A 13,345-nucleotide genomic window follows, 5' to 3' on the forward strand; every position below is an offset into this window, starting at 1 on the left:
CCCGATGCGCGCTCTACTCGTGCTATTCAGTCTCGTCCTGTCGTTGTCGACGGCCCAGGCCGCCGACAAGCTTCAGGTGGTTACCAGCTTCAGCATCCTCGATGACATCACTCACCAGATTGGTGGTGATCACATCCAGATCAGCAACATGGTCGGCCCCGACGCCGACGCCCATACCTACGAGCCCACTCCCGACGATGCCAAGGCATTGCTCAAGGCCAAGGTGATCATCAAGAACGGCCTGGGCTTCGAACCCTGGCTGGACCGTCTGGTGACCAGCACCGAAACCAAAGCCACGGTGGTGACCGCCAGCAAAGGCGTAATCTCCCACACCATGGAAGAGGACGGCGAGACCATCCCCGACCCGCACGCCTGGCACAACCTGGCCAACGCCGAAATCTATGTGAACAACATCACCAAGGCGCTGATCGCTGCCGACCCGGCCAACAAGGCCGACTACCAGCACAACAGCCAAACCTACCTGAAAGAAATCTATCGCCTGCTGGCCGAAGCCAAGACCAAGTTCGGCGCACTGCCCGCCGGTAACCGCCGCATCGTCACCTCCCACGACGCCTTCGGCTACCTGGGCCAGGCTTATGGTATCGAGTTCCTCGCGCCTCAAGGCCTGTCCACCGAACGCGAGCCGTCCGCCGCCGAAGTCGCCGCGCTGATCACTCAGATCCGCAAAGACAAAGTCAAAGCCGTGTTCATGGAAAACATCAAGGATTCGCGCCTGCTCAAACAGATCGCTGACGAAAGCGGCGCGCAGATCGGCGGCACGCTGTACTCCGACGCCCTCGCCGCTGAAGGCCCGGCCAGCACCTTCACCGGACTGTTCGAATACAACCTCAACACGCTGTGCGCGGCTCTGAGCAAGCCATGACCTTGAGCATGCTCGACCTGGAAGGGGCTGCCGTCGGCAGCCGCTTTCCACTCGAACCCGTGCTCGATGCCCTGCCGTGGAACAGCGATGGCCTGATCGCCGCCATCGCCCAGCAACACGGCAGCGGCGAGGTGTTGATGCTGGCCTGGATGAACCGCCAGGCCCTCAAGGAAACCCTGGGCACCGGGCAAGTCTGCTACTGGTCGCGCTCACGCCAGCGGTTGTGGCGCAAGGGTGAAAGCTCCGGTCACTGGCAACAGCTGGTGGAAGCACGCCTGGATTGCGACGGCGACGCGGTCCTGCTGATCGTCGACCAGCAAGGCCCGGCCTGCCACACCGGACGGCCGACCTGCTTCTACAACGCCATCGACGGCGACTACGTCCACATCATTACGGAGCCCTTAGCATGATCCGCAAAAACCCGTCCGGCGATCTGCCCGTGATTGCCGAATCGGCCTACGTCGACAAGACCGCCATCATCTGCGGCAAAGTCATCATTGGCGAAAACGTTTTCGTCGGCCCCTACGCCGTGATCCGCGCCGACGAAGTCGACGCCAGCGGCGGCATGGACCCGATCATCATCGGCGCCAACTCCAATATCCAGGACGGCGTGGTCATCCACTCCAAATCCGGCGCGGCGGTGACCATCGGAGAGTTCACCTCGATTGCGCACCGCTCGATCGTCCATGGCCCCTGCACCGTCGGCGACCGCGTGTTCATCGGCTTCAACAGCGTGCTGTTCAACTGCGTCGTGGGTGATGGCTGCGTGGTGCGCCACAACTCGGTGGTCGACGGCCGCGATTTGCCCGCCGCCTTCTACGTGCCCTCCACTACCCGCATCGGTCCCAACACCGACCTCTCGCAATTCCCGCCGGTGAGCGTGAGCGCCTCGGAGTTTTCCGAAGACGTGGCGCGCACCAACGTTGACCTGGTGCGCGGCTATAAAGCCCTGCAAAACGAGTTCTGAACCATGAGCCGCCTGCTGATCCGCAACGCCCGCCTGGTGAACGAAGGCCAGGAATTCGACGCCGATGTGTTGGTTGCCAATGGTCGCATCGAAAAGATCGCCAGCAGCATCCAGGACAGCAACGCGCCTATTGCCATCGACGCCCAAGGCCAATGGCTGTTGCCCGGCATGATCGATGACCAAGTACATTTTCGCGAACCTGGCGCGCCAGACAAAGGCAGCTTCTACAGCGAATCCCGCGCGGCGGTAGCCGGTGGTATCACCAGTTACATGGACATGCCCAACACCCGCCCGGCCACCCTCGATCTGGACGCCCTGGCCGACAAAAAGCGCCGCGCCGCCCTGCACTCGGTGGCCAACTACGGCTTCCACTTCGGCGTGAGCAACGACAACCTCGATACCGTCGCCGCCCTCGACCCACGTGAGGTGGCCGGGGTCAAAGTGTTCATGGGCGCTTCAACCGGCAATATGCTGGTGGACGATCCACGGATCCTGGAACGCCTGTTCGCCGAAGTGCCCACCATCCTGCTGGCCCATTGCGAACACACGCCGAGCATCCAGGCCAACGAGCTGCGCCTGCGCGAGCGTTTCGGCGAGCACATCCCCGCCGTCGCGCACCCGCTGATCCGCGATGCCGAGGCGTGCTATCGCTCGTCATCCTTTGCCGTGGAATTGGCCAAGCGTCACGGCACCCGATTGCATGTGCTGCACCTGACCAGCGCCCGCGAACTGGCGCTGTTCGAAGACAAGCCCTTGAGTGAAAAACGCATCACCGCCGAGGTTTGCCTGCACCACTTGTTGTTCGATGACCGCGACTATCACCGCCTCGGCCACCAGATCAAATGCAACCCGGCGATCAAGACCCGCGCCGACCGCGACGCCTTGCGCCTGGCGTTGCTGAGCGACCGCCTGGACGTGATCGGCAGCGATCACGCGCCGCATACCTGGGCACAAAAGCAGTTGGCTTATCGCGAGGCGCCGTCGGGATTGCCACTGGTTCAACACGCGCTGCCGGCGCTGTTGGAGTTGGTGGCCGATGGGCTGCTGCCGCTGACCACGCTGGTCGCAAAAACCAGTCACCGCGTGGCCGACCTGTTCGCCATCCCGGATCGAGGTTATCTACGTGAGGGTTATTGGGCCGACCTGGTGCTGATCAAACCGGAGCCCGAAGGCAAGCCCGTCAGCAGCCAGCCGATCCTGGCCCGCTGCGGCTGGACGCCCTTCGCCGAGCGCAGCTTTCGTCACAGCGTCAGCACCACCCTGGTTTCCGGTCACTTGGCTTTTCATAACGGTCAGGTAATCGACAGCTGCCAAGGATTACCTTTGCATTTCCAGCGCTAGAGACGACGGCGATGATCCGGATCACCCTGCCAGACGGCACCCACCGCGAGTACGACGAGTCGCTGTCGGTTTACGAGGTAGCCGCCAGTATCGGCTTGGGGCTGGCCAAAACCTCGGTCGCCGGTCGCGTTGACGGTGTGCTGGTGGGCTGCGAACACCTGCTGGAACAGGACGCCCGACTCCAGATCATCACCACCCAGGATCCCGAGGGGCTGGAGATACTGCGTCGCTCCTGCGCAAGTCTGTTAGCGATGGCCACTCAGCAACTGTTTCCTATCGCTCAACTAACAGCCGGGGCGCCCATCGACGATGGTTTTTTCTACGACTTGGCCTACGAACGCGCCTTCACACCGGTCGACCTTGAACAGATCGAAACACGCATGCGCCACTTGGCGAACACCAATCATTCGGTGCGGCGCCTGGGCGATTTTGAAGCCCTGTGCCACGGTCTTCATGTGCCCAGCACCGGTGTGATCCGAGCCTTCAAGCTGACCAAGGTCACCATCCACGCATCGCAACAACGCATTTACGGCACCTGTTGGGCCAGCCAACAGGCTGCGGTGCTCACCCTGAGTGAAAGCCAGGCCGACTTCGGCCAGCAGGTCTGTGAAGCATTGAAACGTGTGGGTATACGGGCGGTGGTGGACCGACGCAACGAGAAGGTCAGTTACAAGATGCGCGAGCACAGCCTGCACCAAGTGCCGTATCTGGTGATTGTTGGCGAGAGGGAAAAAGCCGGCGGCTACGTCAGCCTGCGTAGCCGCCTGGGGGAAGACCTCGGTCAGATGAGTGTCGAAGCCCTGTGCGAAAGGCTCAAGCGCGAGGCTTGACCGTCCCGCAATCGTTGCCCAGCCACTGGGCATGGCTGTCCAGGCTGCCCTTCTGCTGAATGCCGGTGGCATTGAAGGTGCCGTTGACGGTGGTGGTGAATTCTTTCTGGCTCTGGAAAGTGGCAACACCCGTGCCTTGGGCTTTCGGGCAACTGAAACGGAATTTCCACTGGTTGCCGGTCTTGTCGGTCACTTCCTGCTTGCAGCCCGATTGCGGGTCGGTCAGCGGGATCGAATCGGAGGCAACCTGCGCCGGGGTGAGGCACACCTGCACGCCTTTGCCGGCCATGGTGATGCCTTGTTTTTCGAGCATGGCGCGTTGTTCCGGGGTCATCTGTTGCTTGAGCTGACCGAGGATCAGCGACAGGTCTGGCAAGTCCTGGTTATCGACTTTCATATTGCTGGTGGTCAGTTCCCACAAGCCCGGCGCCAGCATCTGCGCCTGCGCCGCCACCGGCAGCGACACACCAATCATCATGGCCAAAGACAGCAGACGAGCATTCATCGGGTAACTCCTGGGTAATGTTGGGCGTTAGACGCCGCAAAGGTGCCAGGGTTGCACGGCAAATAAAATAGCGACATTCCTGACCAGACATGGTCTGTTAGGCACTGGATTGCCTGGAGTAACGTCGTTCATGGATTTCTTTGGCCCGCACCTGCTCGCCTACTTCATTGCCACGCTGCATTTTCTCGGGACCCTCGCCGCGATCCACGCGGTGCTGACCGTCAGGACCGCCCAGGGCTCAATCGCCTGGGCCTTGTCGTTGATGTTCATGCCTTACCTCACGCTGATCCCATACCTGATCTTCGGCCGCAGCACGTTCGACGCGTACATCCAGGCCCGTCGTCAGGCCAACCAGGAAATGCACACCGCCATCACCGAGCTGAACTGGCGCCCGTGGGTCGAAGAAGCCCTGGCCGCGCGCAACTCCAGCGCCTACGCCTCGCTGCGCGCCATGCCCAAGCTGGGCCGCATGCCGTGCCTGGCCAACAATGAAGTGCGTTTGCTGATCAATGGCGACGCCACCTTCAGCGCAATCTTCGCGGCGATCCGCACTGCCAAGACGGCGGTGTTGTTCCAGTTTTTTATCATTCATGACGACGAACTTGGCCGCCAACTGCACGCCTTGCTGAAGGAAAAGGCCGCAGAAGGCGTCTCCATCTACGTGCTGTATGACCGCATCGGTAGCCACGCCCTGCCCCATCGTTATGTGCAATCGCTGCGCGACGCCGGGGTGAAGGTCAAAGCCTTCGCCACCCGCAGCGGCTGGCTCAATCGCTTTCAGGTCAACTTTCGCAACCATCGCAAGATCGTGGTGGTGGATGGCATCACCGGGTTTGTCGGCGGGCATAACGTCGGTGATGAATACCTGGGCAAGAAGCCGCCGCTGGCGCCGTGGCGCGATACCCATGTGCAGGTGACCGGCCCGGTGGTGGCATGCTTGCAAGAGTCGTTTGCCGAGGACTGGTTCTGGGCCGCACGCGAACTGCCGCCACTGATCTTGCCGGACGCCTACCCCGAAGACGGCGTGCTCTGCCAATTGCTCGCCAGCGGTCCGGCCGACCCTTATGAAACCTGCTCACTGTTCTTCGTCGAAGCCATTCACGCGGCGACCGAGCGCGTCTGGATCACCAGCCCCTACTTCATCCCCGACGAAGCGGTGTTCTCGGCCCTGCGCCTGGCCGTGCTGCGCGGTGTCGATGTGCGGCTGCTGCTGCCCTCTCGGCCCGATCACCGCATCGTCTACGCGGCGTCCAGCCTGTACGCGATCGAAGCCGTGCGCGCCGGCGTGCGGGTATTCCGCTATACGCCGGGCTTCCTGCATCAGAAGGTGGTGTTGGTAGACGACGAAATCGCCGCCATCGGCAGTGCGAACATGGACAACCGTTCGTTCCGGCTGAATTTCGAAGTGATGTTGCTGACGGTCGACGAGGTCTTCGCCAAGGAAGTGGAACACATGCTACTGGACGACTTCGCCCTGGCCCATGAAGTCAGCCAGGAAGAAAGCCGCGAAACCCGCCGCCTTCAGCAACTGGGCATGCGGGTGGCGCGGCTTATTTCACCGATCTTGTAACGGACTCAGCGGTAGATATCTTCCCGTGTCCACGGCAGGTCATGGCTGCCATCGGCATGGGGTTTCACCGCCAGAATCTGGTGCAGGTTGATCCAGCCCCGCGCAAACGCATAGGCACAACCCGCCAGGTAGAGCCGCCAAATGCGCAACGCTTGCTCCGGCACCATTTTCGCCGCCGCTTCGAGGTTGTCTTCCAGGCGCTCGCTCCAATGGTCCAGGGTGCGTGCGTAGTGCAGGCGCAGGCTTTCGACGTCGACCACTTCCAGCCCGACTTCGCTGATCTCCGCCGTCATCATCGCCAGGTGCGGCAGCTCGCCGTTGGGGAACACGTAACGCTCGATGAACTCCCCGGCGCCGCGCCCCACAGGGCGACCATCGGTATGCTTGGCGGTGATGCCGTGGTTCATCACCAGGCCGCCTTCGCGCACCGCGCCGAACAGGGTCTTGCAGTACTCCGCCAGGTTGGCGTGGCCGACGTGTTCGAACATACCCACGCTGACCACTTTGTCGAAACGGCCGTCCTGCGGCAGGTCACGGTAGTCGAGCAGCTGCAGGTCCACCTGTCCTTCCAGGCCTTCGGCTTTCACCCGTTCCCGGGCCAGCGCCAACTGCTCCTTGCTCAGGGTGATGCCAAACACCTTGACCCCGAACTCCCGCGCGGCAAACCGTGCCAACCCACCCCAACCACAGCCGACATCCAGCAAATACTCGCCCGGCTGCAGCCGCAACTTGCGGCACAGGTGGCGGAATTTGTCTTGTTGGGCCTGGTCGATCGATTCGCTGCCGGTTTCGAAATACCCGCAGGAGTACGCCATGTCCTGGTCCAGCCACAGCTGGTAGAACTCGTTGGACAGGTCGTAATGGTAGGAAATGGCCGCTGCGTCAGTGGCCTTGTCGTGGATCGAGCGCACCGGACGACTCCCCTCGTCGTCCTCGATCAGGGCGTGACTCAATTCGTCACACACCCGGATGACCTCGGCGATGGAGCCTTCCAGCTCCAATTTCCCCTCGACGAAGGCTTCGCCCAGTGAATCGAGCGTTGGATGGGTCAGCTTGGTCACGACCGTGGGGTCCTTCACCACGATGGTCACACTGGGCTCGGGGCCCAAGTTGAATTCATGGCCGTCCCAGAGTCGAAGACGCAGCGGTAGCTGAAGATTCTGTAAGGCCGGTGGAAGTTGCGCGAGCATGAGTAGTCCCCCCTTGTTTCAGACGTCTGCTGAGAGGTTAGACCATCCGAAGACAAAGTAGGAGGCTATCGATTTGATAGCGCTCCTCTATGGGGCTCGGCGCTCGAGCAACCCGTCCTGGACCCACTGCTTCAGCCACGTGACGGCCTGCAATGGCGCACCCTCTGCATGAGTGACTGCCAACTCGGCGCACAGTTCGGCAAAGGTCCAACCGGTGGTCGCCATGCCTGCCAGGGCGCTGGCTTCGGCGGGTTCCAGGCTGCGGTAATGGCAGACATTCTGATGGCGCCACACCAGGCACGTCTGCGACGGGGCCAGCGCGTGGCTGTCGGGGAAGTCGGATTCGTCCTTGCTGGCACGCCAGATCGCTACGCTGTTGAACTGGCACAGCAGCGGTTGCACCGTCGGCGCCAGGGAAACCTGCAACACCGGCCACGCCTCTGGCGGCAGCGAAGCCATGTCGTTCAGCGTCAGCGGTTGGCCCTGCGGCGCATCAAATGCCAGGGTGAACGCCCACTCCAATCGCGCCAGCTCCGCCAATGGCGCACTCTGCTCCGCTACCAGATGCTCAAGGATAAACGCCGGGAAACGCTCGCCCAGCCAACGCAGGCTGTAATGGGCCGAGGGGTAGCGGCGCAGGTAGGCCTCGGTCAACCCGGCAAACTCGTCATCACCCAGCCAATAAAGGAGGGCGCTGAAGTCATGCCGCAAGACTTCCTGCAACCGCGAGAGATAGGCGTTGTGGTAAATCGCCAGGCCCGTGTCCACATCCAGCGTTGGCCCGCCCAGCAACGTGGCGGCGAAACCACTGTTGGCCACTGGCGTTTCGGATAACAGGTGCTGCTCGAAGGCCAGTTGCCAATCCGTCAGGCGCATAGCTGCCTCCTGGCCAGGGCGGTCGCGCCCAGTTCACGGGCCTTGCTCAGTTCGGTGAGCAGCTCTTCAAAGGGTGGGAAATGGTCATCCCGTTCCAGTAGCGTCGACACAGGCCCCAGATGCTCAAGCGTCTGTTGATAAAGCGCCCACACCGGATCACACACGGGATGGTCATGCGTGTCGACTACGTAGTCGCCGTAGTCCATATGCCCCGCCAGATGCAGTTGGCGAATGCTTTCCGGTGGCAGGTTGCGAATAAACGTCCAGGCATCAAAGCCATGATTGCGCGAGCTGACGTACACGTTGTTAACGTCCAGCAACAGCTGGCAGCCCGACAGGTGGGCCAGGGCATTGAGAAATTCCCACTCGGTGAATTCGTCCGCCTTCGAGCGTACATAACTGGAGACGTTTTCCAACACCAACGGGCGTTGCAGCACATCCTGCACTTGGCGCACACGGGCGGCCACGTGGTAGAGGCTTTCTTCGGTGTAAGGCAGCGGCAGCAGGTCATGTAACTGGTGGGCGCTGCCACGACTCCAGCACAGATGATCGGAAACCCATGCCGGCTGGATGCGCTCGGCGAGCTGTTTGATCTGCTTCAGGTAATCGGTATCAAGGGCATGCGGCCCGCCGATGGACAGGGACACCCCGTGCATCACCAGGGGATAACGCTCGGCTATCGCATCCAGGTAATACAAGGCTTTACCGCCCTGGACCAGATAATTCTCGGAGATCACTTCGAACCAATCCACCGCCGGCGATTGTTCAAGGATCTGCTGGTAGTACTCACTGCGTAAACCCAGGCCGTAACCGAGGCTCGGAAGAGAGGTAGGCATAAGACACTCCTGGGAAAGTGTCCGCAGCGGTGGGGGCGACCGCTGCGGGTGCACTTGGCGGCCGGTTATTCGCCGACTTTGCCGCCAGCCTTGGTGCAGGCATCGGCACTGGCCATTGCCTTGAAGCCCTGGCCTTTGCAAGAACCCTGGCCTTTGCAGGCATGGTCCTTGGTTTTGCAGTCGTTCTGGCCTTTGCACGCATTGATGCCGTAGCAGTGAACGGCGGTGTCAGCGGCTTGAGCCTGAGTGACAACACCGGCAAACATGGTAGCGGCGGCCATTGCGAGAGCGGCACCAGCAGCAGCGGATTTGATGTTCATTGTTGTATTCCTCATGATCGTAGGGGTGTCGGTCTGAACGGATTGTTCAGTCTCGACACACCACTAGAGTGAGGCCCCTCATCCGCGTTACAGCCGTGTGCAAATATTTCTGAAAATTATTCTTCGAGCTTCAAAAGAGGCTCTTGGAAGCGTAGCAAACGCCCGGCGTTGCCCAGTACCAGCAAGGTGCTGAGGTTATGCAACACCGCTGCAATCATGGCGCCCGCCGCGCCCAACCAGCCAAACGCGGCAAACACGACAATGGCCAAGGTCCAACCCAGGCCGATGATCACGTTGACCTGCAAGGTCTGCCGGCACTGGCGACTCAAGCGCACACAGGTGCCCAGGCGCCGCAGGTCGCTGCCGATCAGCACCACGTCCGCCGACGCCAGGGCAATATCCGCCCCGCCCGCGCCCATGGCCACGCCGACCACGCCTGCCTTGAGCGCCAGGGAATCGTTGATGCCATCCCCCACCACCATCGGGCGAAAGCCGCTGCCGATCTCACCCAGCACGCGGTTGAGCTTGTCTTCCGGCAGGGCCTGGGCTTCGACGTCGCTGATGCCTACCTCCAGCGCCAGGCTGTTGGCCACGCTTTGACGATCGCCGGTAAGCAGCAGTTGGCGACCGAGACCGAGGTCACGCAGTTCTTGCAGGGCCTGGCGTGCCTCCGGCTTGACGCTGTCGGCCAGCAGCAACCAGGCGAGGAACTGCCCATTCAGCGCCAGCCCGGCGATGGGGCCATCGTGGTTCGGCACGGCGGTGGTGACGATGCCTAGTTGCTCGAACAATTCCGGCCGACCCAAGGCCGCTTCGCCCTGCTCGGTCTGCGCCACGACGCCCAGCCCCTGACGCTCACGGATATCCGTCAACGCCAGCAGTTGTTCCTGCGTTGCCAACCCCGCCAACGCCCGGCTGACCGGATGGCTGCTCGCGGAGCCCAGGCTGGCCGCCAGATTCAGCAGCACCTGCCGATCCGGCGCGGTGGTTTCGATGGATTGCAGGCGCAGGGTACCGAAGGTCAGCGTCCCGGTCTTGTCGACTACCAACGAGGTCAGGTCCGCCAGCTCCTCCAGAAACGCCGAGCTGCGAATCAAAATCCCATGCCGCGCCGCGACTGCGATGCCCGCAATCGCCGTGGCCGGCGCCGACAGCACCAACGCACACGGGCACGCCGCCACCAGCACCGCGAGCATCGCCTGGGCGTCGTTGGTTACAAACCAGGTCACCGCCGCCAGCAACAACACCAGCACCATATAGCTGCCCGCATAGCGTTCCAGCAGGCGTGTGATCGGCGGCTTGGCGCGCTCGGCGTTCTGCATCAGCGCGATGACTTTGCCCAAGGTGGATTCATTGCCCGTACGCGTCACTTGCAGGCGCAGCAGGCCATCCAGGTTGATCGCACCGCCAAACACCTGCACGCCCACACTGGCTTCCAACGGCACCGACTCACCGGTAATCGGCGCGGTGTCCAGGCTCGCCTGGCCCGACAGCACCACACCGTCAGCCGGCACCCGGTCACCGGCGCGCACCTCTACCACATCACCGGTGTTCAGCGTGCCGTTATCCACTTCGACAATGCTGCCGTCAGCCTGCACCAAGCGCGCGTGGCTGCGCGTCAGCTTGCCCAACGCCTGGATCGCTTCCTGGGAACCGATCACGCTGCGCTCTTCCAACACATGGCCGAAGATCATGATGATCGGCAGCAACGCCGCCGTCAGCAGATCCCCTGTGGCCCAGGCACCGAGCATGGCCAGGGCGATCAACTGATCGGTGATGCCATGCAAACTCGGAAACCGCAGGCTGTACCAGGCCGAACGCATCACCGGCACGGCCACCAGCAAGGACGCGACGCCCAGCAGCAACTGGCTCACGCCGGTCTGGTCGGGCGCGAGCCAGCGCCATACCAGGCCCAGCACCAGCAACCCCAAGGCCAGCATGGCCAGGGTCAATTGCCGGGCAGCGCTGCGCTGTTCAGCGGAGGTCAGCATGGGTGCGCTCATTGTTCGGCTCCCTGGATGATCAAGCGGGAGTCGTCTTTCGGATCGACCGTGGTCACAGAACCGGCCTGGCCGAGAATTTTCGGCACGCGCTCGCGGTACAGGCGCAACAGCAAGCCCGGGTCTTTCACCTGGGCCAGGCTGGCGACGGTCGCGGTTTGCGCCTGGGCGTTGGCCAGGCGTTCGCTGGCCTGGGCGTGGGCGACTTGCACCAGGCGGTCGGCCTGCTGGGTCGCGGTCTGAGTGAGTTTTTCCGCGTCGGTGCGCGCGTTGGCCACGGCCTTGTCGGCTTGCTGGCTGGCGGTCAGCACGGCGTTGAACGCATTGACGGCCGGGCCCGGCAGGCTGGATTGCACATCGACGCGGGTCACTTGGATACCCAACCCCAAACCTGTGGAAGCCAATTCCACCAGGCGCTTGTTGATGCCTTGCACCAAGTCGCCACGCAACCGTTCACGGCGCTCGGCGGCGCCGTTGTCGGTGCCGATCAGTTCAGGTCGCGCCACCAGAATCGTGTCCAGGTCCCGCGCCGCGGTGAGGGCCACGGCGCTGCGCGTCACCAGTCGATCCAGGGCCGGCAGCACATGATCGCCCTGCAACACAAAGGCATAGGGTTCAGTGACCTTGTAGAACACCCGCACATCCAGTTGCACCACGCCGGCATCGCCGGTCAGCAGGTAACCGGAACCCGCCAGCGCATCACTCAAGGGCGTGGCGAAGCTGGCTACACGGTCGGCCTGGACCGCCGCGTCTGAGCGCAGCAGGTTCTCCACCCGGCGTTCGATCACCCGATCAGCCGCCGGTAGCAACACCACCTGCTCGAACGGCTGCGGCCACGCCAGCAACAGCCCGGCGTTCTGAATACGGTCGAGCGCGCCGAAATGCAGGACCACCGCGCGGTTCTGCGGGTCGATCTGGCGCACATTGGAAAACGCCCAGGCCAACGCCGCCAATACCGTCACCGCGTACAACGCCAGGAAGGTCAGGCGCCCGGCCTGGATCCATGGGCTGTCCGGGCTGTCACGCTCGGTCATGGCTGGACGTCCTTCGGCCCGTCCACCAAGGCGTGGAACGGCGCGGCGTCGGTGCGCAGGATGATCTTGGTGCCTGGTGTAACAACGGTGCCCAAGGTATCCAGAGACCGCAGCAGGTTGTACAGCTGTGGATTACCCGCATAGGCGCGACCATAAATCTGCGCCGCTTCGACCCGCGACTGGGCCTCGATATCGGCAGCCTTCACCGTGGCATCGGCCTGCACGATGCGCGCATCACGCTCGGCGGCGGAGCGGATCTGCGCGGCCTCGCGCTTGCCCACGGCGGTGCGTTCGGTGGCGATGGTTTCACGCTCGGCGCGCATGCGGTCGACGGTGGCGGTGAGCGTGACCGACGGCAAAGTCAGGCGTTCAATGCCGACCTGGGCGACACGAACGCCGTAGGTGGTGAGCAATTGTTGATCAATCTGCTGACGCAGCTGCGCTTCGAAATCAGCGATGCGCACCTGGCTGGCATCGGTGTTGATCAGGCTGGACAGGTCGAAGCTGGCGGCCGTGGTTTCCAGCGCCGAACCCACGAAGGTACGAATCTGCCGCGCCGCTTCATCCGGTTGGTTCTGCACGGCGCGCATGAAGCGCTGCACGTTGTCTGCGTCGCCCTGCACCTGCCACGCCACGTACGCCTGCACGATGATGCGCAGGCCGTCGCGGGTACCCACATCCTGCAACCCGCTGGAGGTGGTGCGCAGGCGCAAATCCACCGGGATCGCCGCTTCGAACGGCGCCGGCCAACGCCAGCCCAGGCCCGGCTCCAACAATACCCGCGACGGGTTACCGAAACGGGTAATCACCGTGGCCTCGCCGGAACGCACCTGCACCAGGCTGGCGGCGGCAACCGCAAACAGCACCAGCAACAGCGCCCAGGCCATACGCCGCCAGGGGAACGGGCCGGCCGCTTGTTCGTCACCGTGATGATGGTGGTGGTGATGGCCGTGATGATGACCGTGATCGTGAGAATGAGCGCTCAACAGACAG

Annotated in this window: 14 protein-coding genes; 6 read left to right on the forward strand and 8 right to left on the reverse strand. The window is 62.7% G+C overall.

Annotated elements, in window-relative coordinates; genetic code table 11:
- The first annotated feature begins 4 nt into the window (after window positions 1-4).
- From HX793_RS28380 to HX793_RS28400, 5 genes are read left to right on the forward strand one after another with little or no spacing between them, the layout of a single operon-like run.
- Window positions 5-883 carry a metal ABC transporter substrate-binding protein gene (locus tag HX793_RS28380; RefSeq protein WP_177096638.1) on the forward strand — a complete coding sequence of 293 codons (879 nt, stop codon included), beginning with the start codon at window positions 5-7 and terminating at the stop codon, window positions 881-883.
- Window positions 880-1,293 (forward strand): phosphoribosyl-AMP cyclohydrolase, encoded by a 414-nt coding sequence (gene hisI, locus HX793_RS28385; RefSeq protein WP_016978685.1) that lies wholly within the window; start codon window positions 880-882, stop codon window positions 1,291-1,293. The genes HX793_RS28380 and hisI overlap by 4 nt, the downstream gene beginning before the upstream one ends.
- The gene (locus HX793_RS28390; RefSeq protein ID WP_016978686.1) at window positions 1,290-1,850 is read left to right on the forward strand and encodes a gamma carbonic anhydrase family protein; all 561 of its coding nucleotides are present in this window, start codon (window positions 1,290-1,292) and stop codon (window positions 1,848-1,850) included. Before hisI ends, HX793_RS28390 begins: the two co-directional genes overlap by 4 nt.
- Window positions 1,851-1,853: 3 nt before the next feature.
- Window positions 1,854-3,191: a dihydroorotase gene (locus tag HX793_RS28395; protein WP_016978687.1), complete on the forward strand. Its 1,338-nt coding sequence runs from the start codon at window positions 1,854-1,856 to the stop codon at window positions 3,189-3,191.
- A gap of 11 nt (window positions 3,192-3,202) precedes the next feature.
- Window positions 3,203-4,021, forward strand: a complete 819-nt coding sequence (locus HX793_RS28400) for a His/Gly/Thr/Pro-type tRNA ligase C-terminal domain-containing protein (RefSeq protein ID WP_177052542.1) — start codon at window positions 3,203-3,205, stop codon at window positions 4,019-4,021.
- Here HX793_RS28400 and HX793_RS28405 read toward each other — a convergent pair.
- Window positions 4,005-4,526: a DUF3617 domain-containing protein gene (locus HX793_RS28405; protein ID WP_016978689.1), complete on the reverse strand. Its 522-nt coding sequence runs from the start codon at window positions 4,524-4,526 to the stop codon at window positions 4,005-4,007. The genes HX793_RS28400 and HX793_RS28405 overlap by 17 nt on opposite strands.
- A gap of 130 nt (window positions 4,527-4,656) precedes the next feature.
- Here HX793_RS28405 and cls point away from each other — a divergent pair, with 130 nt between their 5' ends.
- Window positions 4,657-6,096, forward strand: coding sequence for a cardiolipin synthase (gene cls / locus HX793_RS28410; protein WP_016978690.1), 1,440 nt, complete (start codon window positions 4,657-4,659; stop codon window positions 6,094-6,096).
- A 5-nt stretch (window positions 6,097-6,101) separates the two neighbouring features.
- Here cls and cfaB read toward each other — a convergent pair whose 3' ends face one another.
- The 7 genes from cfaB to hflC form a co-directional block, all read right to left on the reverse strand.
- Window positions 6,102-7,286 (reverse strand): C17 cyclopropane fatty acid synthase CfaB, encoded by a 1,185-nt coding sequence (gene cfaB / locus HX793_RS28415; RefSeq protein ID WP_177052540.1) that lies wholly within the window; start codon window positions 7,284-7,286, stop codon window positions 6,102-6,104.
- A gap of 87 nt (window positions 7,287-7,373) precedes the next feature.
- Complete coding sequence (locus HX793_RS28420) at window positions 7,374-8,162, reverse strand: HvfC/BufC N-terminal domain-containing protein (protein WP_177058402.1); 789 nt, start codon at window positions 8,160-8,162, stop codon at window positions 7,374-7,376.
- The gene (gene bufB / locus HX793_RS28425) at window positions 8,153-8,998 is read right to left on the reverse strand and encodes an MNIO family bufferin maturase (protein ID WP_038845437.1); all 846 of its coding nucleotides are present in this window, start codon (window positions 8,996-8,998) and stop codon (window positions 8,153-8,155) included. The genes HX793_RS28420 and bufB overlap by 10 nt, the downstream gene beginning before the upstream one ends.
- Before the next feature lie 65 nt (window positions 8,999-9,063).
- Window positions 9,064-9,318 (reverse strand): BufA2 family periplasmic bufferin-type metallophore, encoded by a 255-nt coding sequence (gene bufA2, locus HX793_RS28430; RefSeq protein WP_016978693.1) that lies wholly within the window; start codon window positions 9,316-9,318, stop codon window positions 9,064-9,066.
- Window positions 9,319-9,434: 116 nt separating this feature from the next.
- Entirely contained in the window at window positions 9,435-11,321 is a 1,887-nt protein-coding gene (locus tag HX793_RS28435; protein WP_177096640.1) for a cation-translocating P-type ATPase, read from the reverse strand.
- Entirely contained in the window at window positions 11,318-12,352 is a 1,035-nt protein-coding gene (hflK, locus tag HX793_RS28440) for a protease modulator HflK (protein ID WP_177052537.1), read from the reverse strand. Before hflK ends, HX793_RS28435 begins: the two co-directional genes overlap by 4 nt.
- On the reverse strand, window positions 12,349-13,338 hold the full coding sequence (gene hflC, locus HX793_RS28445; RefSeq protein WP_177096642.1) for a protease modulator HflC: 990 nt from the start codon (window positions 13,336-13,338) through the stop codon (window positions 12,349-12,351). The genes hflK and hflC overlap by 4 nt, the downstream gene beginning before the upstream one ends.
- Between the last annotated feature and the right edge of the window lie 7 nt (window positions 13,339-13,345).

Source organism: Pseudomonas reactans (genome assembly GCF_013387025.1).
Lineage (GTDB): Bacteria > Pseudomonadota > Gammaproteobacteria > Pseudomonadales > Pseudomonadaceae > Aquipseudomonas > Aquipseudomonas reactans.